The sequence below is a fragment of the Vibrio sp. B1-2 genome (assembly GCF_963888445.1).
Classification (GTDB): domain Bacteria; phylum Pseudomonadota; class Gammaproteobacteria; order Enterobacterales; family Vibrionaceae; genus Vibrio; species Vibrio anguillarum.
In genome coordinates this window covers 118,829-142,612 of record NZ_CAWPJH010000033.1, presented here as the reverse complement: position 1 = coordinate 142,612, position 23,784 = coordinate 118,829, and the positions used below count along the sequence as shown (strand labels likewise).

Genomic DNA, 23,784 nt, shown 5'->3' with positions numbered 1-23,784 from the left:
TAATGATCCACAATTATCCGCTCTTGCACAATAAAAAGTGGGCATTTCCTGCGATTATTTCAAGACATTGCCTTTTGTCTGGCTAGGCTAAGCAAAATTTCAGGCAAAGGGCGTAAGAAATAGGCAAAAGCTACCGTTGTGGGCAGCCTTAAATTTGAATAGCGCTCATTTGATGAATAAGAAAAACCTCTGCATGAAGCAGAGGCTTTAAAATAACCTAATCATCGGTTGCGATTAAGACTAAGGAAGTTTCACGCTAGAAAGATCTTCGTTTGCATTGATAGACTTCATCTCACCAGCAACGATTTCAGCAAGAGGGCCTAAGATAACTTGTAGGTTATTAGTACCCAGTTTCACCACACCCATGGCACCCAATGCTTTTAATGTTTTCTCGTCGATAATACTCATGTCATTGACAGATAAACGTAAGCGAGTGATACAAGCATCGATGTTAGATAGGTTGCTGTGACCGCCTAGAGCTTTAAGGTATTGTTTAGCGAGCTCAGAAGACTCTTTCGCGCCTGATACTTTGCTATCGCTGTCGTCATCTTCGCGACCTGGTGTTTTAAGGCCAAATTTCAAAATAACGGTACGGAAAATCACATAGTAGAGAGCAAAGAACACAATACCTTGAACTATTAGCATGTACCAATTAACCGCCAGTGGGTTACGTGATGACAATACCATATCCACAAGGCCTGCAGAGAAACCGAAACCCGCAATCCACTGCATTGAAGCAGCAATGAATACTGATAGACCCGTCAATGCTGCATGCAGTACATATAGTGCAGGAGCAAGGAACATGAACGAGAATTCTAGAGGTTCAGTTACACCGGTAAAGAATGAAGCAAAACCAGCTGCAATCATAATAGAAGCAACTTTCTCTTTATTCTTCGCTGTAGATGTGTGGTAAATAGCCAATGCCGCACCAGGTAGACCGAACATCATAATAGGGAAGAAGCCTGCTTGGTACATACCCGTTACGCCTGGGATACCAGTACCCTCAGCGATAGATTTTGCACCACCTAAGAAGTTAGGAATGTCGTTAATACCCGCAACGTCAAACCAGAATACTGAGTTCAGTGCGTGATGAAGACCAACAGGGATTAGCAAGCGGTTAAAGAACGCATAGATACCTGCACCCGCAGAACCTAGACCTTGAATCGATTCACCAAACGATACTAGACCACCATAAACATGCGGCCATACATACATCAGAACGAAGGCGATAAAAATACCAGCAAACGACGTCAAAATAGGTACTAGACGTTTGCCAGAGAAGAAGGCTAATGCTTTATGCAATTCTACAGTAGAGAAGCGATTGTAGATTTCAGCAGAAACAATACCTACTAAAATACCAACAAACTGGTTGTTGATTTTACCAAAAGCAGCAGGAACTGCGCTTGGATCAATACCTTGGATCTGTGCAACGGCTCCTGGAGAAAGCAAAGTCGTCACGACTAAGAAACCAACAAACCCCGACAATGCAGCAGCACCGTCTTTATCTTTAGACATACCGTAAGCCACACCAACAGCAAACAGTACAGACATGTTATCAATGATTGCAGCACCTGCTTTAATCAGGAATGCAGCCAAGGCACTGTTTGAACCCCACCCATTTGGGTCGATCCAATAACCAATACCCATTAGTATCGCGGCAGCTGGCAATGTGGCAACTGGTACCATCAACGCCTTGCCTACTTTTTGAAAGTATCCAAGAATATTCACCTTAAGTTCCCCCTATAGGATTTAGGATTTTTTGTATTTGGTTGAGCCACTTATTTTAGTCGCTCAATTTAGTCAAACTCAGTTTATGATATTAATTTTGCTCCGCAAATTAAAACCTTATCATTTGTGATCATAATCACCACAATCTGCCAAATACCAAGGTTTTTGCTAGCGAGATCATAAAACTTATTTTACAATTAAAAAAAATGGAAATTAGGCGATAATATTTGCCTGTTTCATCGTCGAATAGCATGTAAGCTAAACAACCCCGACTGGCTTTTTTCGTATAAAATGCAAACTATAACTATCAAATAACCCAGTCAAAACGAGCACTTAATTTTAATGTCATCCAGCATTGGCTGTTTGCTAACAAGATAATTCGCGACCTAATTGAAGTAAGAAAAGAAAGCACCGTACTGGCACATTCCACCTTTCATTTCGTCGCCTCGCCAAATTTATAAAATATTGATAGATAAGGATTTGATGATTATGTACGCACTAACTAACTGTAAAATCTACACTGGCAGTGATGTGCTAGTTGACCATGCTGTGATTATCAACAACGAGTTGATTGAAGCGGTCTGTCCTATTGCGGATTTACCACAAAATATAGCGACACAAGATTTAAATGGTGCAAACCTAAGCCCAGGCTTTATCGACCTGCAATTGAATGGTTGTGGCGGTGTGATGCTGAATGATGAAGTAACCGCGACTACGATGCAGATCATGCATAAAGCCAACCTAAAATCAGGATGCACAAGCTTTTTGCCAACGTTAATCACCTCTTCAGACGAAGACATGCGCAAAGCGATTTCTGCCGCACGTGAATATCACTCTCAATATAAAAACCAATCACTGGGTTTACACCTTGAAGGGCCATATCTTAATGTGATGAAAAAAGGCATTCACAGTGTGGATTTCATCCGCCCTTCAGATGACAACATGATCGCCACTATGTGTGAAAATAGCGATGTGATTGCTAAAGTGACATTGGCGCCAGAGCACAACAATCCAGAACACATTGAACGTTTGGTGAAAGCTGGCATTGTGGTATCGATTGGTCACACTAACGCAACTTATACTGAAGCACGTAAAAGCTTTGAATCAGGCATCACCTTTGCCACACACTTATTTAATGCCATGACGCCGATGGTTGGACGTGAACCCGGTGTCGTTGGTGCAATTTATGACACCCCAGAAGTTTATGCTGGCATTATTGCTGATGGCTTTCATGTTGATTATGCTAACATCAGAATTGCTCACAAAATCAAAGGCGAAAAGCTTGTATTAGTGACCGATGCCACAGCTCCTGCAGGCGCTAACATGGATTACTTTATTTTTGTCGGTAAGAAAGTATATTACCGTGATGGTAAGTGTGTTGATGAAAACGGCACACTGGGCGGCTCAGCACTCACTATGATTGAGGCAGTGCAAAACACTGTTGAGCACGTTGGTATCGCATTGGACGAAGCTCTGCGGATGGCGACTCTATATCCGGCAAAAGCAATTGGTGTGGATCACAAACTAGGCCGAGTTAAAAAAGGCATGGTGGCGAACCTCACTGCATTTGATAGAGACTTCAATGTTCAGGCGACGGTTGTTAACGGACAATACGAGCACAATTGATAATGAATGGCGGACAAATAGGTAACGTAGATTTAGTCAAACAACTCAACAGCGCAGCAGTGTACCGATTGATCGACCTACAAGGTCCGATATCTCGTATTCAAGTTGCCGATGTGAGCCAACTTGCTCCAGCAAGTGTTACAAAAATAACCCGCCAACTTCTGGAACGCGGCCTCATTAAAGAGGTCGCACAACAAGCCTCTACTGGCGGACGTAGAGCCATCTCCTTAACAACCGAAGTCGCCCCTTTTCACTCTGTCGCCGTACGTTTAGGCCGAGATTACATTCAGCTCAGCCTGTATAATTTAGGGGGCAAAGAACTCGCGTCGGACTATCACGAGTTTCACTATTCTCACCAAACACAATTAATTGAGGGGCTCCTTTTCCACCTCAATACCTTTATCAAACAACAGCAAGAGCGAATCGAACAGTTCATTGCCATTGGTATTGCCCTACCCGGCTTAGTCAACCCAGAAACGGGTGTCGTAGAATACATGCCCAACATTGCTATTGATGCACTCGCTTTAGGTGACATCATTCGTGATAATTTTCATGTTGAATGTTTTGTTGGTAACGACGTGCGCGGCATGGCGCTTGCCGAACATTATTTTGGTGCCAGCAAAGACTGTCAAGACTCTATCCTAGTCAGCGTTCACCGAGGAACTGGTGCTGGCATTATCGTCAATGGCCAAGTATTCCTAGGCTATAACCGTAACGTGGGTGAAATTGGTCATATCCAAATCGACCCACTCGGCGAACAGTGTCAATGCGGAAATTTCGGCTGTTTAGAAACGGTAGCCGCAAACCCGGCTATTATATCTCGTGTTAAAAAACTGATTGCTCAGGGCTATGAATCTAGCCTAGCGAATATAGAGAGCATTACCATCAATGATGTATGTGAGCACGCCAATCTCGGTGATGAGCTAGCAAAACAGAGCTTAATTCGAGTGGGTAATCAACTCGGTAAAGCCATTGCGATGACCATCAACTTGTTCAACCCACAAAAAGTGGTAATTGCAGGTCAAATTACAGCCGCTCAAGAGATCGTATTCCCCGCGATTCAACGAAATGTAGAGAATCAATCACTCAAAACTTTCCACACCAATTTACCCATAGTCGCGTCGCAGATTGATAAACAACCAACCATAGGTGCATTTGCTATGATTAAACGGGCAATGTTAAATGGTGTTTTACTTCAAAAATTACTTGGCGATTAAGCAACCGATTGAATTATAATAAAAGGCTGTGTCGTCATGACACAGCCTTTTTTACAACCAAAACATTATTTTTAAACCAAAGCATTACTAAAGGAATTTATGGAACTTATCCTAATTTCAACGGCTTTTTTCGCAGGGTTTATTGCCTTGAAATGCAATTTACCTCCGTTGGTTGGCTTTTTAGTTGCTGGGTTTGGCCTTAATGCCGCTGGCTACCACAGCAGTAATACCATTCTGACTCTAGCCGATCTAGGGGTTACCTTATTACTGTTCACAATTGGACTTAAGCTAGAGATTAAAACCTTACTTGCGAGAGAGATTTGGGCTGGTGCCACGGTTCATAACCTCCTTTCGACAGGGATTTTCAGCATTGCTTTATTGATATTCAAATATTTAGGGGTTAGCTCTCTGGCGTCGATGTCAATTGAACAATTAGTTCTGCTTGGTTTTGCTTTGTCATTCTCCAGTACTGTTTTTGCGGTGAAATCACTGCAAGAGAAAGGAGAAATGAACTCGACATACGCCACTATCGCCATCGGTATTCTTGTGATGCAAGATATCTTTGCTGTCATATTTTTAACCGTCTCGACAGGAAAACTTCCTCATTGGTACGCTGCCACTTTATTGATCCTACCCTTTATGAGGCCACTATTTTACAAACTGCTCGACTGGGTTGGTCACGGTGAAATGCTTGTTCTGTTTGGTATATTTTTTGCCTTAGTGGTCGGAGCAGGATCATTTGAATTGGTTGGGATGAAACCCGACCTTGGTGCTCTGATTTTAGGCATGCTGCTAGCAGGCCATAGCAAAGCATCTGAGTTGTCAAAATCACTCTTTAATCTAAAAGAGCTGTTTCTCGTCTGCTTTTTCCTCAACATTGGACTATCAGAACAACCCACAATGACTGGGTTTGCGCTCGCATTGTTGCTCTTACTGCTGCTTCCCATCAAAGGTATCCTCTATTTTTGGGTACTCAACCGCTTTAAATTCCGAGTGAGAACCTCACTGTTAGCCACCTTGTCTTTATTCAATTTCAGTGAATTCGGGCTGATTGTGGGAGGACTTGCTTTCAAAATGGGATGGATGTCGGGTGATATATTGGTCGCACTGGCCATTGCGGTATCCATTTCATTTGTAATCGCAGCCCCAATAAGCCGTAAAGGCCATGAACTCTATCAACATTCACGGCAATGGCTCAAAGAACATGCCGCTGAAAAACTCAACACCAAAGATCAATTAATTAATCCAGGCCATGCTCAGGTACTCATATTAGGGATGGGCCGCATCGGTACCGGTGCATATGATGAGTTGCGCTCTCGTTATGGCAAAATAAGTTTAGGCATAGAAGTCCGAGAAGAGGTTGCTCATGATCACCGCTCACAAGGGCGCAATGTTATTGCTGGTGATGCAACCGACCCTGATTTTTGGGAGCGCATTCTAGACACTGGTAATGTAAAACTCGTACTGCTTGCTATGCCGCATCATCAGGGTAACCAAATCGCGCTATCGCAGTTACAACACCGTAATTTTAAAGGTCAAATCGCAGCCATCGCCGAATACCCAGACCAATTGGAATCACTATTGAAAAGTGGTGTTGATGCGGCATTCAACATCTATAGCGAAGCGGGTAGCGGTTTTGCCCGTCACGTATGTAAACAGCTCCAACCTAATTTTACTAAACCGTAATAATGTCTAGGTAAGCCATCGCAATTTTTAGGTAAAACATTGTCATTTCTATGCCCAACTCAATACGGCCCCAGAGCTTAGTTGGGCATAATTTACCCACCATCGCTCAAAAACAGAAAACAAATAGAAAAAGTTCACACAAAGTGCGCATTATTTAAATAAAATTCACCAAGATGCGTCTTGTGTGATACTAACGACACCATATGGTTGCTTTTTTTAACCAGAATGGCAAATTAGGTCCAACAGATTAAAAATCATCAAAAGGAAGTTGTATGTGTTCTATATTTGGCATTCTTGATATTAAAAGTGATGCAACAGCGTTACGCCCAATAGCGCTAGAGATGTCTAAAAAAATGCGTCACCGCGGCCCTGACTGGTCTGGCATCTATGCTTCAGAAAAAGCAATCTTGGCTCATGAGCGCCTTTCTATTGTCGGTTTAAACAGCGGCGCACAACCACTTTACAGCCCAAATAAAAAGCACATATTAGCGGTCAATGGTGAGATTTATAACCACAAAGAAATTCGTGCTCGTTACCAAGGCAAATACGATTTTCAAACCGACTCTGACTGTGAAGTGATATTAGCGCTTTATGCAGACATGGGTGCCGCGCTGCTTGAAGAACTCAACGGTATCTTTGCCTTTGTGCTCTATGATGAAGAAAAAGATGAGTACCTCATCGGGCGTGACCATATTGGTATCATTCCTCTTTACCAAGGCCATGACGAACACGGTAATTACTACATTGCATCCGAAATGAAAGCTTTGGTAAGCATTTGCAAAACTATCAGTGAATTTCCTCCTGGTAGTTACTACAGCTCGAAAGAGGCAGGCGCACAGCGCTACTATATTCGAGATTGGAATGAATATGCGGCAGTCCAAGGCAATAGCAGCAGTAAAGAAGAGCTAAAACAAGCATTAGAAGCGGCCGTTAAGCGCCAACTGATGACAGATGTACCTTACGGTGTTTTGCTTTCTGGAGGATTGGACTCTTCAATTACGTCAGCCATTGCAAAACGTTACGCCGCAATGCGAATTGAAGATGATGAACAATCAGAAGCATGGTGGCCACAGCTTCACTCTTTTGCGGTGGGTTTAGACGGCGCTCCAGACCTTAAAGCGGCTCGCGAAGTTGCTGAAAAAATTGGCACTGTACACCACGAAATGACTTATACCATCCAAGAGGGTTTAGATGCTATTCGTGATGTTATTTACCATATTGAAACGTATGACGTGACGACAATTCGAGCCTCTACTCCGATGTATTTGATGGGGCGTAAGATCAAAGCCATGGGTATCAAAATGGTACTTTCCGGCGAAGGAGCGGATGAGATCTTCGGTGGTTACTTATACTTCCACAAAGCACCGAACGCGCAAGAATTCCACGAAGAAACTGTGCGTAAACTGCTGGCGTTGAACTTGTTTGACTGTGCTCGCGCTAATAAATCTTTAGCGGCTTGGGGAGTGGAAGGACGCGTTCCTTTCCTAGACAAAGAGTTTATTGATGTTGCAATGAGGCTTAACCCTGCTGACAAAATGTGTGGTAATGGCAAGATGGAAAAACACATTCTACGTGAGTGCTTTGAAGATTATCTGCCAGCCTCGATTGCTTGGCGTCAAAAAGAGCAATTTTCCGATGGTGTGGGCTATAGCTGGATTGACACACTAAAGAGTGTTGCTGAAGAAAAAGTTACCGATCAACAGATGGAAACAGCAAAATACCGCTTCCCATATAATACTCCAGCGACAAAAGAAGGGTATGTTTACCGCGAGATCTTCGAAGAGCTGTTCCCGTTAGAGTCTGCTGCACAATGCGTTCCTGGAGGTCCTTCTGTAGCTTGTTCTTCCGCCAAAGCAATTGAGTGGGATGAATCCTTTAAAAATTGTATTGACCCGTCAGGCCGAGCTGTCAAAGCGGTGCATAATGAAGCGTACTAACCAAAACGCTGGCTAATAAAACAAATAAAAGGCGCAAAATGCGCCTTTTATTTGTCTAAAGAGCTTACCGTAGAGAGTCAATCACGAATCTAATTCTAAATGCTTATTATCAATGCTCATCGGTATCACTTGGCTGATCATTTTAACCAGCATAATCGATCGCGTCTCACCATCGGGCTCTTGATAAATGGCATCAATTCCTGAGAACTGCCCACCCTTAAGTCGAACTACCTGCCCTTTTTCTGGAATATTGAACGATGCTACCGGTAATTTTAACTGGTCGAGTAACTTCAATTCCTCGATCAAATCACTGTCCAACTCCTTCGGATGTGAACCAAATCGGATGAAATCAACCACACCGCGAGTAGAGCGCACACTGGTAAAGGTTGGGCCAATTTCAAAATCAAAGTAAATGAACATATAGGAGGGAAAAAGTGGCTCTTTGACGACTTGCCGCTTACCCCGAAGAATTCTCTCCAGTTCAATTTCTGGGTAGAAACATTCGACACCTTGGTTTTCAAGGTGTGCTTTAGCACGCCTCTGATCGCCACGTTTACAATACAACAAATACCAACGTTTCATTTTATTCCTAGCTACTGCTTTTCTTTTTCTTGAATCCTAACACCATCCTCCTCCTCAATAAACGGCTAATAAACTGAACACAAAAATAAACCCTTAATGTCCGAACAAGGCAAATTCAAATAATCAGTAATGAAAGATAAGTTTTCATAACGCAACAAAACTTTGAGTATTGATAGACATGCATTTTAAAAACAATGAGTTAGTTAATAATGCCAGAATAAAATGCTGATTTTACTCATTGCGACACGCTAAAAGCCCATGTATATCTAAAGCACAATTTTTCTCATCTCAAATACTAATAATTCTTATGACAAACCAACATCAATACTTTGGGCACCCAAGGGGCCTATTTTTACTTTTTGGCACAGAGCTATGGGAGCGTTTTTCGTATTATGCGATGCGCGCCATTTTGGTACTTTATCTTACAGACGCAACGATGAATGGCGGTCTAGGTTGGTCGACTAAAGATGCTCTCGATCTTTACGGCACCTATACAGGGCTAGTCTACATCACACCGCTTATTGGTGGTTACCTTGCAGACAACTATCTTGGGCAACGACGTTCCATTTTATTGGGTGGAGCGTTAATGGCCATTGGCCAATTTACGCTAGCACTGCCTGCAGATGTGCTAGGCATTGGCTCTCTACACACTTTCTATTTAGGCCTTGCACTGCTTATCTGTGGTAACGGTCTATTTAAGCCCAATATCTCAACAATGGTTGGTGACCTATATAATGAAGGTGATAACCGTCGTGATGGCGCGTTCACCATCTTCTACATGGGGATCAATTTAGGTGCGCTACTTGCTGGTGTGATCTCTGGTTCAGTTACTAACTCATTTGGTTGGAAAGCCGGTTTTGTGGCTGCTGGTATTGGTATGCTGATCAGCCTTGTGATGCAAATGGCAATGGCTCAATCATGGCTTGGTAATATTGGCCGCGAACCAGCAGCTAAGCGCGATCTAAAACTGAAAAAATCAGCAAATAAAGAACCACTAACGAAAGCAGAAGTAGATCGTATCAAAGTTATCCTTGTGATGAGTTTGTTTACTATTGTTTTCTGGGCGGGTTTCGAACAAGCTGGTGGTTTAATGAACATTTACACGCAGCAATACACTGATCGTATGATGGGTGGTTTTGAGATACCTGCGGCTTGGTTCCAATCGTTAAATCCATTTTTCATTATTACTCTTGCCCCTGTATTAGCCGTATTATGGGTAAAATTAGGTAAACGTGAACCAAACTCTCCAATGAAGTTTGCATTAGCGATGTTCTTCTTAGCCCTAGGCTTCCTATGTATGGTTGGTGCGGTTATGGAGCAAGGTGGTGACACTACCGTAAAAACATCAATGCTATGGCTTGTCGGTGCCTTCTTCTTCCATACCTTGGGTGAACTGTGTCTATCACCAATTGGTCTATCGCTTGTCACTAAACTAGCCCCACTACGCCTTGCTTCATTAATGATGGGAGCATGGTTCGGTTGTAACGCAATCGCAAATTATGTAGCAGGCCATGTAGGTTCTCATGTGGGAGAGCTTGGTGCGATGGCTATCTTCAGCGGTATTGCAGTAACAGCAACCATTGGCGGCGTCATTTTACTGTTGTGCTCTAACATACTCGTTCGTTGGATGCACGGTGCAGAAAGAACCACAAGCTACGCTGAAGAAATTGAAGAGCAACAAGCTCAGTTAGTTTAGCTTCAAATACACCTAGTAGTAATTCAAGAATAATAATGACAAACGGTCACGTTATAGTGACCGTTTTTGTACTAGAAAAGAATTCAACTCATCAGCGCTTAACTAAGGAAGCCATCATTTCTATATGCATTGCCGAATCATTTAGGCACTCAATGTAGGTAAACAATTCTCCACCAGCGTGAATAAAAGTTTCTTTACCTTGCTCAGCTATCTCTTCTAGGGTTTCTAAACAATCCACCGAGAAGGCGGGTGTGATGATATCCAACTTTTTAATACCGCGGCTTGGCAGAGCCTCTAATGTTTTATCCGTATAAGGCTGTAGCCACTCTTCACGTCCAAAAATAGACTGATAGGTCATGCCGATTTGGTCAGCATTCAAACCAAGTTCTTGTGCCAAAAGTTCTGTGGTTTTTTGGCAGTGCTGTGGGTAGATATCACCGTTATCGGCGTATCGCTTAGGGATACCGTGGTAGGAACAAAGCAAATAGTCACCTTGCCCGTTACGTTGCCAAGAGTCACGGACTTTACTCGCCAAAGATCGTATATAAGCAGGGTGATTATGATAATCACGAATAAAACGTAAATTGGGCGTCACAGGGATACGTTTCATCGCTTTGGCAAGGCCATCAAACACGGCAGCCGTAGTAGTACCAGAATATTGAGGGTACAGAGGCAGCACTACAATCTCTTCAACACCACGCTCCAATAATGTGTTGATACCCTCTAAAAGGCTTGGTGAACCATAGGTCATACCAAGTTCCACTGGTGTACCGAGATACTGTTCTAACGCTTGCACTTGGCGTTTAGAGTACACCATCAAAGGAGAGCCTTCTTCCATCCAAACAGATTGATATAACTTAGCAACCTTGGGAGCTCGCAGCGGAAGAATCACACCATGTAATAATGGACACCAGATCCAACGATTCATATCAACCACACGTTGGTCATGTAAAAATTGGCTTAAAAATCGTTTTACTGCCGATGCCGTCGGTTCACTCGGCGTTCCCAAGTTAACCAATAGCACACCCTGTTTTTGATTATTTTGCATTACTTCCATTCATCCATTTCATTGTTAATTATTGAGTACGAATTCGCGGCAGGAAAGTTCATAAAAAAAGCGACCTTTAGGTCGCTTCCACTATAACAAAGTTAACAAGCCTATACTGAGCCAATTATGCTAATGCTTTTTCAATATCAGCGCTAACTTGAGCAACTGGCTTAGTGCCATCAAATTTTAGGTATTTCGTATTACCCATTTGTGCTTCTTTACCGTAGTAAGTGATCAGTGGCGCTGTTTGCTCGTGGTAAACACCTAAACGAGCACGAACGGTTTCTTCTTTGTCATCATCACGAACGACAAGATCTTCACCTGTTACGTCATCTTTACCTTCCACTTTTGGCGGGTTGTAAATGGCGTGGTAGGTACGACCAGAAGCCAAGTGAGCACGACGTCCCGCCATACGCTCAACAATAACGTCATCGGCAACATCAAACTCAATCACATAGTCAACATTAATACCCATTGCTTTTAAGCCATCAGCTTGAGGAATCGTGCGAGGAAAACCATCGAGTAAAAAGCCCTTTTCACAATCGGCTTGGGTGATGCGTTCTTTGATTAAGCCAAGGATGATTTCATCAGAAACAAGTTGACCAGCATCAATCACTGATTTCGCTTTTTTGCCAAGTTCAGTACCTGCTTTAATCGCAGCACGTAACATATCACCAGTAGAGATTTGTGGAATACCGTACTTCTCCATGATGAATTGAGCTTGAGTGCCTTTACCTGCACCGGGAGCACCTAGAAGAATGATGCGCATGTTTAATCCTCTTTAGAAAATTATGATTTATACCGAAGCTCACAACCAGATGAGACTTAAAACCAACGGTAAGTTTCGGTATAACGGTAATGAGATGAGTGAATAATAATTCGGCGAGCAACATACACAGCTTACCGATCGCATTCAAGCGATGCATTCTAACATACAAATTTAAGCGACTAACCAGATTAAGACTAAAGAATATAATCTTGGCCGGATGTTCGCTGCAAGTTTGCCTAAAATATCGCTCGTTCTCAGCAGAGAATCGCTATTCAAAGCAAAAAGCTCGCAGTTGCGAGCTTTTGGTTAGCCAGTTAGCTATTCAACCTTAGTCAAAAGCTGATTAATTGCGGTTAAGAATTGTGACGGATCTTCCATCGAACCACGCTCAGCGAGCGTCGCTTGACCTAATAAAACTTCAACCCAGCGACCAAATACTTGCTCATCCGCTTCATCGGCCATCCGTTTCACTAACGCATGTTCAGGGTTAAGTTCCAAAATATACTTCACCTCTGGTACCGGTTGACCAGCCGCAGCAAGCAATTTTGCCATCTGCGTACCCATCTCATAATCGTCGGTCACAACAACCGCTGGAGTACTTGCCAGTTTAAAGGTAGTTCGAACCTCTTTGACACGATCGCCAAGGTACTGCTTCGTACGTTCAACTACCGATTTAAACTCTTCTTCAGTCTCTTTATGCTTCTCTTTTTCCGCTTCATCTTCGAACTGGCTCAGATCTAGCCCTGCTTTGGTGATGGATTGGAACATTTTTCCATCAAACTCAGTGAGGTAGTTCATCAACCACTCATCAATGCGATCAAACATTAAAATAACTTCGATACCTTTGGCTTTAAACTGCTCTAGGTGTGGGCTATTTTTGGCCGCTGCATAGCTATCGGCGGTGAGGTAGTAGATTTTATCCTGCCCCTCTTTCATCCGTTCAACATAAGCCGCTAAACTAACCGTTTGCTCTGCTGAGTCAACCTCGGTCGAGGCGAAGCGCAATAGGCTGGCGATCTTCTCTTTATTAGCAAAATCTTCTGCAGGCCCCTCTTTGAGTACCAAACCAAACTCTTTCCAGAAGGTTTGATATTTATCAGCATCATTGCTCGCCATACGTTCAAGCATGGTCAATACACGCTTGGTACAAGCATTACGCAATGATTGAGTCACCTTGTTATCTTGTAAAATCTCGCGTGAAACATTAAGCGGTAAATCGTTTGAGTCGATTAAGCCACGTACAAAGCGCAAGTAGGACGGCATAAATTGCGCAGCATCATCCATGATAAATACACGCTGAACATAAAGTTTCAAGCCTGATTTATGATCACGATTCATCATATCCCAAGGTGCTTTCGCTGGAATATAAAGTAGGCTGGTATAATCGTTTTTACCTTCTACACGGTTATGGCTCCACACCAGTGGGTCAGCATAATCATGGGAAACGTGCTTATAGAACTCTTGATACTCTTCATCACTGATTTCTGACTTAGAACGCGTCCACAACGCCTGTGCTTTGTTGATTTGTTCCCACTGGGTCTCTTCAGTCTCATTACCTTCGTCATCACGAACCTTGGTTTGGATAGAAACTGGAATTCCAATGTGGTCTGAATATTTAGAAATCACATCACGCAGACGCCATTCAGAAAGGAACTCTTTGCCTTCCTCTCGCATGTGCAAAATGATATCGGTTCCACGAGACTCTTTATTAATGCTTTCTACTGTATATTCACCTTCACCTTGTGAATACCATTGAACTGCTTCGTTAGCAGGTAAACCCGCAGCGCGAGTTCTTACAGTGACCGCATCAGCGACGATGAAGGCCGAGTAAAAACCCACCCCAAACTGACCGATAAGCTGAGAGTCTTTAGATTGATCTTGGGATAGTTTAGAGAAAAACTCCGCTGTGCCGGATTTTGCAATCGTACCGAGATGTTCAATGACATCTTCGCGGCTCATACCAATACCGTTATCTGAAATGGTCAGCGTATTCGCTTGGGTATCAAACGATAATTTAACGCCTAAGTTGGCATCACCTTGATATAAATCGGCATTAGACAACGCTTGAAAACGAAGTTTATCCGCAGCATCAGAGGCATTTGAAATTAATTCGCGGAGGAAGATCTCTTTATTGGAATAAAGAGAGTGAATCATAAGATGAAGTAACTGTTTGACTTCAGATTGAAAACCACGAGTTTCTTTATTGGTAGTAGCCGTTTCGCTCATACTAGCTCCATAACATCTGAGTTATTTTCATTCACACACAGAGTGTGCAACCAAGGATGATTTGCTAGTAAGATGAGGCTGGCAATTGTAAATTCAAGGTCAATAATCATAAAAACACTGTTTTTTTCATTTATTTTGATTATGCTTGCCGTAATTTTTATCAAAGAAAATAAAAACTAGCATAATGTTTCATCAATTGCTTCCCCAAGCAGGCTAGGTTGATGGACGGTTAAACATGCCAACAATAAGAAGATTATCATGAGTAACATAGGCACAAAATTCATCCTTGCTAACCGATTCACGTTTGATCCCAATAGTAACTCTTTGCTTGAACAAGAAAACGAACAAGAGGCTGTTCGCCTTGGTAGTAACGAAAGTCGAATTCTACTTCTACTTTGTGAACGCCCAAATGAAGTCATTACACGCCATGAACTGCATGAGTTTGTGTGGCGTGAACAAGGTTTTGAAGTTGATGACTCAAGCTTAACTCAAGCGATTTCAACACTTCGTAAGATGTTGAAAGATCAAACTAAATCACCAGAATTCGTTAAAACTGTGCCGAAACGAGGTTATCAAATGATCGCCTCGGTGACTCGAGCAACCCCCTACTCACAAAAAAACACCACCAACGAGCCTGAAGAGGAACCGTTACTGGCCAGTGAGTCTATCCAAGACATTGACGCGGACACCACTTCGCAACCCGAAGAGACAACATCCCAAACCGTGACGACAGATCCACTCGCGAAAGTAAAAATAGGGAAAGAAAAGTTAACACTGCAAAGCAAATTGATGTTGGTTGTGGCTCTTTTCTTACCTATTCTGGCTCTCCTATTGACTAGCCCTGCACAATCAAAATTTAAACAGATTGCGGTTTATAACAACATAGTTGTGAATACGCCCATCAATCATCCAGACCTAAACAAATGGTTACCTTCTATTGAAAAATGCGTAAAAAAATACAATGAATCACATACTGGAGAACTGGCACCTAAGCAGGTGATTGCGACTGGTGGTCAAAATAATCAGCTCGTATTGAATTACATCCATAGTTCTGAGTTCTCGGGTGAAAATGTCACTTTACGAATTTTAGCGAACCAAGATGATTTGGCCAACGTGTGTAAATAAGGGCATAAATATGAATCCAAAAGTGGCAACCCTCATCTTAGCTATCTCTGCACTATTCAGTAGTTGGTTATACTGGGGCAGTGATTTAAAAATAGAACAAATCCTAACGGCGCAAGAATGGCAATCTAAAATGGTCACTGTGGTAAAACGCAGTCAACAGAATGATTCTGTTGGGCCAATCCGTCGGGTTGATGTCAATTCGAATGTGAAATATTTACCTAACGGTACTTATATTAGAATGTCAAATGTGAAGTTATTCGCCGTGGGTGGTGAAAGTGAAAGTTTCATTAATATCTCAGAAACCGGCACCTGGGATATCAGTGATAGCTACTTATTGATATCGCCTAGCGAATTTAAAAACATTAGTTCTAGTCAAAGTAAGGACTTTACCCCTGAGCAACTAGAACTGATTACTCAATTTTTCAAGATGGATGCTCAACAAAGTCGACGTATTGATGTCGTCAATGAAAAAACATTATTGCTCACCAGCCTAAGCCATGGTTCGACAGTGCTGTTCATCAATTAGCCATCGAGTAATCTGTAACTTCAATGAAGGGTCGAAAAGGTCCTTTGTTGCGAATAGCCCTTCCTTCTTCACAAAAGGTATACCATGGAAAAAGCCAATATTGAGATCTACTATTGCCGCCAGTGTAATTGGATGCTTCGAGCCACTTGGCTAAGCCAAGAGTTACTGCATACTTTTAGTGAAGAAATTGAATCTGTGCGTCTCTACCCTGATACAGGGGGACGATTTGAAATCATGTGCAATGGGCAACGTATTTGGGAACGTAAACATGATGGTGGTTTCCCTGAAGCAAAAGTTCTTAAGCAACGAGTCAGAGATATCATTGACCCAGAGCGAGATCTGGGTCATTCAGACAACAGGTAAATCAGATAGCGACCGGTTTAAGAGCTAGTCGCTAAACGATATTGCGCCAGTTGTTGTCCCTCTAGCCCCATGACTTGAAATAATCCATCCGTATAAATAGCGTAGCTTGGGGGAAATTCATTACGTGGAAAGGTCGCGGACCCCGGGTTGACAATAATGACATCATCTTGACCTTGCGCCATAGGGATGTGCGAGTGGCCATGGATCAAAACATCACCTTTTTTTAATGGTGGCCTATTTTGAGCATTATATTGATGGCCATGCGTTAAGAAAAAACGAGTTCCTGACTCCAAAACTACCCAACAAAAATCCATCATCATCGGAAAGTCGAGCAGCATTTGGTCGACTTCGCTATCACAATTGCCTCTGACCGCCACAATATGCGGCGCCCATCGATTCAAGCACTCCGCAACTGCGGTCGGATTATACCCATCAGGTATAGGATTACGCGGACCATGATTTAAAAGGTCTCCTAGCAGTACTAAAGTGTCTGCACCTGACTGTTCAAATAGACTGAGCACTTTTTCAGTAGCAGGCAGTGAACCGTGTAAATCCGAAGCAAAAAACAACTTCATACTTTTATCTCCGTATTTTGGAACTACAGATTGTACGAATTTCAGCACACTTCGTCATCTCGAGTTATGGATAAACATTGTCATTTATCACCACGAACAATTCACGTATGCTAAATAAGTTTCCTATATTAGGTTAGATGGCAAACAAGCATCGCCACTTAACTAACATGGCTATCGTTCTCATCACCACCATTTAGGTGATATCGCACAGACCAATGAGGTAGAAACATGAAAATACTATTAACGGGAGGGACTGGCTTTATCGGTAAAGAGCTGATGAAACAGATTTTCACGCACAATATCTACCTCCTCACGCGCGATATAGAGCGAGCTAAGCAGCAGCTCGCCCATGTAGACAAAGGTAGTATCACCTACCTGACTTCCCTAGCGAGTTTAAAAGACGCGAATCAATTTGACGCCATTATCAATCTTGCAGGAGAACCGATCGCCGACAAACGTTGGAGCAAACAGCAAAAAGCGATCATTTGCGCTAGCCGATGGGAAATAACAAAGCGGTTAGTTGAACTCATCCATGCCAGTACTGAACCACCCTCCGTTTTCATCAGTGGCTCGGCCGTCGGCTATTATGGTGACCAACAGTCTCATCCGTTTGATGAAACATTACATGTGCACCAACAAAGTTTTCCTCATCACGTTTGCGAAAAATGGGAGCGCATCGCACTCCAAGCGCAATCAGAAAAAACTCGAGTGTGCCTATTGCGTACGGGGATCGTGCTCGCTAGTGATGGTGGTGCTTTAAAGAAAATGCTGCCACCTTACCGTTTAGGCTTGGGCGGCCCTCTTGGTAAGGGTGAGCAGTATATGCCATGGATCCACTTATTAGATATGGCACGAGCGATAGCCTATTTATTAGACACGCCACATGCACAAGGTGCTTTTAACCTCTGTGCTCCACATCCCGTACCTAATAAGCATTTTAGCCAACTATTGGCGAAAACATTACGTCGACCACACATACTATTCACTCCCAAATGGGTTCTAAACCTTGCAATGGGTGAAGCGGCTGTTTTACTGTTTGACAGTATTAGAGCAAAACCTAAAAAGCTAACCGAGCTAGGATTTCACTTCCAGTTTTCACACCTAGAACCTGCGTTGAAAAATATATTACAACATCGTGCTTAACCAAAACTGGCCTATATTTTTTGTGCATAGCAAGGTATACGATAATGACAAAAGCGATACTTATCTGTGGATAAACCGACGGTTGCATAAAGTAGCACAACCAACTTAATTGTCATTAATTCGTAACATTCATGTGACATGATACAACTCTGGATATCCCAGTTAATCCAATATAAAGCGTTACATGTGGTACGACGAATATGACATTACACCAATTAAATTGGCTCAGTGTCGGTGTTGCGCTGACACTATTTTTAATATTATAGACACCTTTGCTTGCCCTCTCTTTGAGAGATAAAAAACGCTACTTTAACGGTAGCGTTTTTCATTTGCCCTTGATATTCCAATTTTCACCCCTATTTCTAAGACTATAAACTTGATTATCGCAAGGAAAATATCATGCAATCACCTTACATCGTTGAGGTCAATCAGCACAACTTTCGAGAGGTGTTCGAACGCTCAGTTGAGACTCCTATTCTCTTTTATTTTTGGGCACCCATGAATCAAGAGAGCGTACAGCTCATTCCTGAATTACAAAGCGTAGCGCAACAACACAGTGGCGCATTCACATTGGCTCTTCTCAACTGCCAGCAAGAACAGCAAGTGGCAGCGCAATTTGGTGTTCAAACCCTGCCAACAATCGCTCTGTTTATTAATGGTCAAGCGGTCGACGGTTTAGCTGGTGCTCAGACCATAGAAACAGTGAATGCAATGTTAAACAAACATTTGCCAAGCCACGATGAAGTCGCGCTACAGCAAGCCTTAACACTGATAGAGCAAACACAACATTCGCAAGCACTCCCCTTACTACTAAGTCTACCTGACGATATGAAAGCAAAAGCAGAGGTCAAACTGGCCCTCGCTGATGTGTTTCTGGAAACTCAGCAGTATGAAGCGGCAGAAACAGAACTGGAACGCATCCCACTAGAGTATCAAGATGGTTACTACAAAGGCTTAATCGCCAAACTGGAGCTGCATAAGCAAGCCGCTGACAGCCCAGAGATTCAGGCATTAGAAGAGATTTTTTCCGCTGAGCCAAACAACGCTCACATAGCAAGTGAGTTAGCGCTTCAATATCATCAAGTTAACCGTAATGAAGAAGCTCTCGAGCTGTTATGGTCATTTTTACAAAGCGACCTCAATTGCCTCGATGGTGGGCTCAAAAAAGTGTTTATGGACATTTTAAGTGCTCTTGGACAAGGAAATAGTGTGGCAAATCTTTATCGCAGAAAGCTGTATTCATTATTATATTAATAATATCAAGCAATTAAACTGGAAACGTTCTGCTTTGATTGTTTAAAAAACCAGTATCAAATCTCATTATTTCATTTGTTCCATATCGATAACTGATAGAGAATGATCAATAGCAAAGCTCAAACGTTGATGAGAATCGCTCCTATATCCAAATGACTTGGAGATACTGGCAGTCGGCAAGTGAGTTCATCCCTATGAGCACAATAAGCTCTATGATTGGGGTGAACGAACTTAGCTAACACAGCGGCCGATTCAATAGAGAAAGGAACATCAACATTAGGATTATTTAATACTTAAAAGGAACCGTTATGGCTATTGATTCACTCGTCGCCGTTGGCATATTTGTATTCGTCGTTATTTCATTTATCTTTTCTGCAGTGAAAACCGTTTCACAAGGGAGCAATTGGACAGTAGAGCGTTTTGGACGTTACACACACACCCTACGCCCCGGTTTAAATATCATTATTCCATTCATTGATCGCGTCGGACAAAAAATCAATATGATGGAACAGGTGCTTGATATCCCAGCACAAGAAGTGATATCCAAAGATAACGCCAATGTTGTTATCGACGCGGTTTGCTTCGTGCAAGTGATTGATGCTGCAAAAGCCGCCTATGAAGTTAGCGAACTACAACACGCCATTCGCAACTTAACTCTAACCAATATGCGTACCGTACTGGGCTCGATGGAACTGGATGAAATGCTCAGCCAGCGTGACATGATCAACACTAAATTGTTATCGATAGTCGATCAGGCGACTAACCCTTGGGGTGTAAAAGTCACTCGCATCGAAATTAAAGATGTACAACCACCAGCGGATTTAACCGCAGCGATGAATGCGCAAATGAAAGCGGAGAGAAATAAACGTGCTGAAGTGTTAGAAGCCGAAGGCGTACGTCAAGCACAAATTTTACGCGCCGAAGGCCAAAAGCAGTCTGAAATACTTAAAGCTGAAGGTGAAAAGCAGGCGGCTATTCTTCAAGCAGAAGCACGTGAACGCGCTGCCGAAGCGGAAGCTAAAGCGACAGAGATGGTTTCTAATGCGATTGCGCAAGGTGACATGCAAGCAGTTAACTACTTTATCGCTCAAGGATATACCGAAGCACTTAAAGCCATTGGTCAAGCAGAGAACAGCAAAATCATCATGCTGCCATTAGAAGCAACTGGGTTGATGGGTTCGGTTGCTGGCATTGCTGAAATGTTCAACCTGAAATCCTCACAAGATAAGTAGGCCTAACGTGATAGAGCTAATACAACAAATGAATTATTGGCACTGGCTCGCATTAGGCTTAGTGCTTGTTGCATTGGAACTGCTTGGAACTGCTGGGTATTTTCTTTGGTTAGGTATTTCCGCACTCATCGTTGGCCTTATCTTTGCGATGCTCCCCATCAGTTGGCAACTGCAGTGGATGGCTTTTGCAAGTTTATCACTCGTCACGACTTGGTTATGGTGGCGTAAACAATTTAAATCAGACCACGATGGTGACGAGACTCGTGATCTGAACCAGAAACAGAAACAGCTGATCGGACAAACAGCTCGTCTTAAAGAGAGCGTTCAAGAAGGGGCAACTTTTCGATTGCAGCTCGGCGATACAACGTGGATAGCAAAATGCCAGCAAAACCTAGAAGCCGATGTTGTGGTTAAAGTCGTGGATGTCGAAGGAATTGTGTTGATTGTTGAGCCTAAAGAGAGCTAGCCTCATTGAGTAAACATCAGTAAGAAAGTACATAAAAACCAAAAGTGATGAATTGCTTTTGGTTTTTTCATTTATGGGCAGCCCAATTGTAGTGTGTGCCTCGACAGCTCATTAGCTAATGAGCTCATTTTCACACTGACTTGTTCAAGTCGTTATGGCAACACTGCCCCTTCAAATTATCTATGATTGGGCATTCACTACCGCCGTCGCCTGGACATTCGGTAATCCACTCTTCTAGTTGCAACTTAATCAATGAAAGCTCTGCCAGCTTCTGTGATACTTGTTTCAACTTCTCTTGCGCTTTCTCTTTGACTGCAAAACTGGTCCGGTACGGATCGTTGGCAAGGGCGAGTAAGGATTTACATTCCTCTAAACTAAAACCAACGCGCTTGCATCGCGCAATAAGTAAAAGATCATCAATATGCGCTTGTTGATAATGACGGTAACCATTCTCTGAACGAAGGGGCGGCGATATCAGCCCCTTCTCTTCATAAAGACGAATGGACTTAGCGGTAAGTGCTGTTAACTGAGAAACTTGGCTAATATTCATAGTAAGCGTAATACTTAAAAGGCATGATTTAACCATGCCTTTTATAACGATAAATCGCAAGCTTGATTATTGATTTAGTAACCAGCTCAGAATCTGAGACTTCTCAGCTTTATTCGCTTTCTCATACCAGTACCCTAGCATATCTAATGGCTTATTTTCTGCCGTCAGAGGTTGGCTAATGTTATCTCGATTGCTAAATGCCCAGTTTTCAAATATTTTCCGATCGTTAACATCAGCTTCAGCAAACCAATATTGAACCATTTCAATAGGCTTAGTCGCTTGCTCTTGCACTGAGTGAGTGATATTGGAAGGTATCATAGAACTGCCTAAGGTGAAATTCGCCTCGTCAATCACGGCTAAGAAGTAGGCTTTAGGCACCGAAAATTCTACTTGGCTTTTGCCTGTTGATGAAGTCAGCGTAAACACAACCGAATCCGAGCTCAGCTGATGAATATATTCTTGAGATAATGGAAACTTAAACCATTGCGTAGTCGTACAATGCTCGGTACAAGTCTCAGCCAATGGACGATATGTTTCTACTTGAAACTTCTGTGATGAGTAAGTAACTGTGTCAAATTGGTCATAATTTTTAAAATAAGTGGCATTCATATCAACATATGAATATTCAATATTTACCCCTTCAGATTTAGGGAAATTGCCGACATAGCTTAGCTCAGATTTTACAATATCAGGTCCTAAAATTGCCTTAGCTCCTGGTGTAATGTCTTTTGCTACAACTTGAACATAGCTGTGCCTTTCTTTGACATTCTTCGCCACATCATTGAACACACTAGAACTGTCTAAATTACTGCATCCAACGGCCATTGTGATGGTTGAAAATAATATGGTCGTTTTAAATAAATTCATCATTTATGTCCTTGTTTATGGAGTAAAAACACCGGCACAAGGCCGGCGTTTTATTAAAGAAAGGCAAGGTTTGTCAAATTAGAAGCCGTATTCCAAGCCTACACGTACAAATCCTTTCTTATCATCAGAGTTGTATGCATCGTGCTGACCAACACGAATGTATGGCACGAAACCATTTTTCACGTACATCAGCTGTGCAGACAATACTTCATCATCATCATTTTGATCTACACCGTTCACTTCAGAATCAAGGTTAGCTGCATAGCCTACTTTGAAGCCCCATGGACCATTCCAGTATTGGCCGATCAGAGAGTATTGACCTTGCTCACCTTCTTTACCAGCATTGCTATAGTGTTTAGAAACACCTTCCGTATACTTATAAGCCCCTGCTAAGCCAAAGCCTGCTGGCAGTGGAAGTTCAAAACCTACGATATACGCTGTTGCGTCAGCAGCAGCTTTAATATCATCTTTTTTGTCTTCTGTTAAAGTTAATTGGTATTTTGAGTTATTTTCGTAACCGACATGGAAAGTTACGATATCAGCTGCATTATAGTGAACAGCTGCACCAAAGTGATTTGAACCTTTAGTGCCTACATCACCACGACCAGCAGAAATGTTAAATGTTAGACCACCGAAGGCTGGTGAGTCGTAGCGAGCAATATCACCTTTACGATCATAATGGCCAGCAACATCGCCACCCCAATCGAATACACGACCTAAACCTGGGTTAGAGTATGGCCAGTCAACGATTTCATATAGAGGGGTTAGCATACGACCAAAACGAATTTTACCCCAATCTCCTTGCAAACCAAGAAAAGTATCACGGGCACCTAAAGTGTTACCTTTACCATCTTCGCCAACATAGCCGGATTCAATTTGCATAAATACGTTGACATTATCAAACATATCTTTGCTAGCACGAAAACCTATGCGTGATTCATTTTCATAATCATAGCCATTACTGTCTTCTTGATAAAAAGCAGAAATAGCAGCAACACCGTACGCTTGCACGTTAAAATCAGACAGCACACCAATTGCACCTGTTTCAGACGCTGCGAATGCACCAGTTGACGCCATAGCAACTGCAGCGCCTAAAAGAGTACGTTTAAACATTTTGTCCATGGAAAAACTCCTAAAAATAGATATAGCTGTTTTTTATTTCCCCCTT

At 42.5% G+C, this 23,784-nt stretch carries 21 protein-coding genes; 12 read left to right on the top strand and 9 right to left on the bottom strand.

Annotated features, from left to right (window positions below; all coding sequences use genetic code 11):
- Positions 1–240 precede the first annotated feature (240 nt).
- The gene (nagE, locus tag AACQ75_RS10605) at positions 241–1,728 is read right to left on the bottom strand and encodes an N-acetylglucosamine-specific PTS transporter subunit IIBC (protein WP_013857296.1); all 1,488 of its coding nucleotides are present in this window, start codon (positions 1,726–1,728) and stop codon (positions 241–243) included.
- Between the two features lie 489 nt (positions 1,729–2,217).
- Here nagE and nagA point away from each other — a divergent pair, with 489 nt between their 5' ends.
- The 4 genes from nagA (at position 2,218) to asnB (ending at position 8,194) form a co-directional block, all read left to right on the top strand.
- Positions 2,218–3,354 carry an N-acetylglucosamine-6-phosphate deacetylase gene (gene nagA / locus AACQ75_RS10600; protein ID WP_088721052.1) on the top strand — a complete coding sequence of 379 codons (1,137 nt, stop codon included), beginning with the start codon at positions 2,218–2,220 and terminating at the stop codon, positions 3,352–3,354.
- A gap of 2 nt (positions 3,355–3,356) precedes the next feature.
- On the top strand, positions 3,357–4,571 hold the full coding sequence (gene nagC / locus AACQ75_RS10595; protein WP_026028126.1) for a DNA-binding transcriptional regulator NagC: 1,215 nt from the start codon (positions 3,357–3,359) through the stop codon (positions 4,569–4,571).
- Positions 4,572–4,670: 99 nt separating this feature from the next.
- Positions 4,671–6,257 carry a cation:proton antiporter family protein gene (locus AACQ75_RS10590; protein ID WP_170888613.1) on the top strand — a complete coding sequence of 529 codons (1,587 nt, stop codon included), beginning with the start codon at positions 4,671–4,673 and terminating at the stop codon, positions 6,255–6,257.
- A gap of 272 nt (positions 6,258–6,529) precedes the next feature.
- Positions 6,530–8,194, top strand: coding sequence for an asparagine synthase B (gene asnB / locus AACQ75_RS10585; RefSeq protein WP_017045499.1), 1,665 nt, complete (start codon positions 6,530–6,532; stop codon positions 8,192–8,194).
- 81 nt (positions 8,195–8,275) lie between these two features.
- Here asnB and rfaH read toward each other — a convergent pair whose 3' ends face one another.
- Positions 8,276–8,776, bottom strand: coding sequence for a transcription/translation regulatory transformer protein RfaH (rfaH, locus tag AACQ75_RS10580; protein ID WP_013857303.1), 501 nt, complete (start codon positions 8,774–8,776; stop codon positions 8,276–8,278).
- Between the two features lie 307 nt (positions 8,777–9,083).
- Here rfaH and AACQ75_RS10575 point away from each other — a divergent pair, with 307 nt between their 5' ends.
- Positions 9,084–10,472 carry a peptide MFS transporter gene (locus AACQ75_RS10575; protein ID WP_170888612.1) on the top strand — a complete coding sequence of 463 codons (1,389 nt, stop codon included), beginning with the start codon at positions 9,084–9,086 and terminating at the stop codon, positions 10,470–10,472.
- 91 nt (positions 10,473–10,563) lie between these two features.
- On the opposite strand, the gene hemH is transcribed toward AACQ75_RS10575, so the two are convergent.
- From hemH to htpG, 3 genes are all read right to left on the bottom strand, one after another.
- Positions 10,564–11,529: a ferrochelatase gene (hemH, locus tag AACQ75_RS10570; protein WP_170888611.1), complete on the bottom strand. Its 966-nt coding sequence runs from the start codon at positions 11,527–11,529 to the stop codon at positions 10,564–10,566.
- Between the two features lie 115 nt (positions 11,530–11,644).
- Positions 11,645–12,289, bottom strand: coding sequence for an adenylate kinase (adk, locus tag AACQ75_RS10565; RefSeq protein ID WP_013857306.1), 645 nt, complete (start codon positions 12,287–12,289; stop codon positions 11,645–11,647).
- A 318-nt stretch (positions 12,290–12,607) separates the two neighbouring features.
- Positions 12,608–14,515 (bottom strand): molecular chaperone HtpG, encoded by a 1,908-nt coding sequence (htpG, locus tag AACQ75_RS10560; RefSeq protein ID WP_013857307.1) that lies wholly within the window; start codon positions 14,513–14,515, stop codon positions 12,608–12,610.
- A 258-nt stretch (positions 14,516–14,773) separates the two neighbouring features.
- Between htpG and AACQ75_RS10555 the strand changes: the two genes are divergently transcribed.
- From AACQ75_RS10555 to AACQ75_RS10545, 3 genes are all read left to right on the top strand, one after another.
- Positions 14,774–15,640, top strand: coding sequence for a winged helix-turn-helix domain-containing protein (locus AACQ75_RS10555; protein ID WP_017045495.1), 867 nt, complete (start codon positions 14,774–14,776; stop codon positions 15,638–15,640).
- A 10-nt stretch (positions 15,641–15,650) separates the two neighbouring features.
- Positions 15,651–16,166 (top strand): regulatory protein ToxS, encoded by a 516-nt coding sequence (locus tag AACQ75_RS10550; protein ID WP_026027495.1) that lies wholly within the window; start codon positions 15,651–15,653, stop codon positions 16,164–16,166.
- Positions 16,167–16,250: 84 nt separating this feature from the next.
- Positions 16,251–16,529: a SelT/SelW/SelH family protein gene (locus AACQ75_RS10545; protein ID WP_017045494.1), complete on the top strand. Its 279-nt coding sequence runs from the start codon at positions 16,251–16,253 to the stop codon at positions 16,527–16,529.
- Between the two features lie 17 nt (positions 16,530–16,546).
- Here AACQ75_RS10545 and yfcE read toward each other — a convergent pair whose 3' ends face one another.
- On the bottom strand, positions 16,547–17,104 hold the full coding sequence (yfcE, locus tag AACQ75_RS10540) for a phosphodiesterase (RefSeq protein WP_026028124.1): 558 nt from the start codon (positions 17,102–17,104) through the stop codon (positions 16,547–16,549).
- Positions 17,105–17,332: 228 nt separating this feature from the next.
- Between yfcE and AACQ75_RS10535 the strand changes: the two genes are divergently transcribed.
- The 4 genes from AACQ75_RS10535 (at position 17,333) to AACQ75_RS10520 (ending at position 21,199) form a co-directional block, all read left to right on the top strand.
- Positions 17,333–18,247: a TIGR01777 family oxidoreductase gene (locus AACQ75_RS10535; RefSeq protein ID WP_170888610.1), complete on the top strand. Its 915-nt coding sequence runs from the start codon at positions 17,333–17,335 to the stop codon at positions 18,245–18,247.
- Between the two features lie 399 nt (positions 18,248–18,646).
- A complete protein-coding gene (locus AACQ75_RS10530; RefSeq protein WP_170888609.1) occupies positions 18,647–19,501 on the top strand; it encodes a thioredoxin family protein in 855 nt (284 codons plus the stop codon).
- Positions 19,502–19,809: 308 nt separating this feature from the next.
- Positions 19,810–20,733 carry an SPFH domain-containing protein gene (locus tag AACQ75_RS10525; RefSeq protein WP_013857314.1) on the top strand — a complete coding sequence of 308 codons (924 nt, stop codon included), beginning with the start codon at positions 19,810–19,812 and terminating at the stop codon, positions 20,731–20,733.
- Between the two features lie 7 nt (positions 20,734–20,740).
- Positions 20,741–21,199 carry an NfeD family protein gene (locus AACQ75_RS10520; protein ID WP_064624783.1) on the top strand — a complete coding sequence of 153 codons (459 nt, stop codon included), beginning with the start codon at positions 20,741–20,743 and terminating at the stop codon, positions 21,197–21,199.
- 130 nt (positions 21,200–21,329) lie between these two features.
- Here the strand turns inward: AACQ75_RS10520 and cueR are convergent, their stop codons facing one another.
- From cueR to chiP, 3 genes are all read right to left on the bottom strand, one after another.
- A complete protein-coding gene (cueR, locus tag AACQ75_RS10515) occupies positions 21,330–21,749 on the bottom strand; it encodes a Cu(I)-responsive transcriptional regulator (RefSeq protein ID WP_019282246.1) in 420 nt (139 codons plus the stop codon).
- Positions 21,750–21,815: 66 nt separating this feature from the next.
- Positions 21,816–22,619, bottom strand: coding sequence for a hypothetical protein (locus tag AACQ75_RS10510; protein WP_170888608.1), 804 nt, complete (start codon positions 22,617–22,619; stop codon positions 21,816–21,818).
- A 75-nt stretch (positions 22,620–22,694) separates the two neighbouring features.
- On the bottom strand, positions 22,695–23,738 hold the full coding sequence (gene chiP, locus AACQ75_RS10505; protein ID WP_017045465.1) for a chitoporin: 1,044 nt from the start codon (positions 23,736–23,738) through the stop codon (positions 22,695–22,697).
- Between the last annotated feature and the right edge of the window lie 46 nt (positions 23,739–23,784).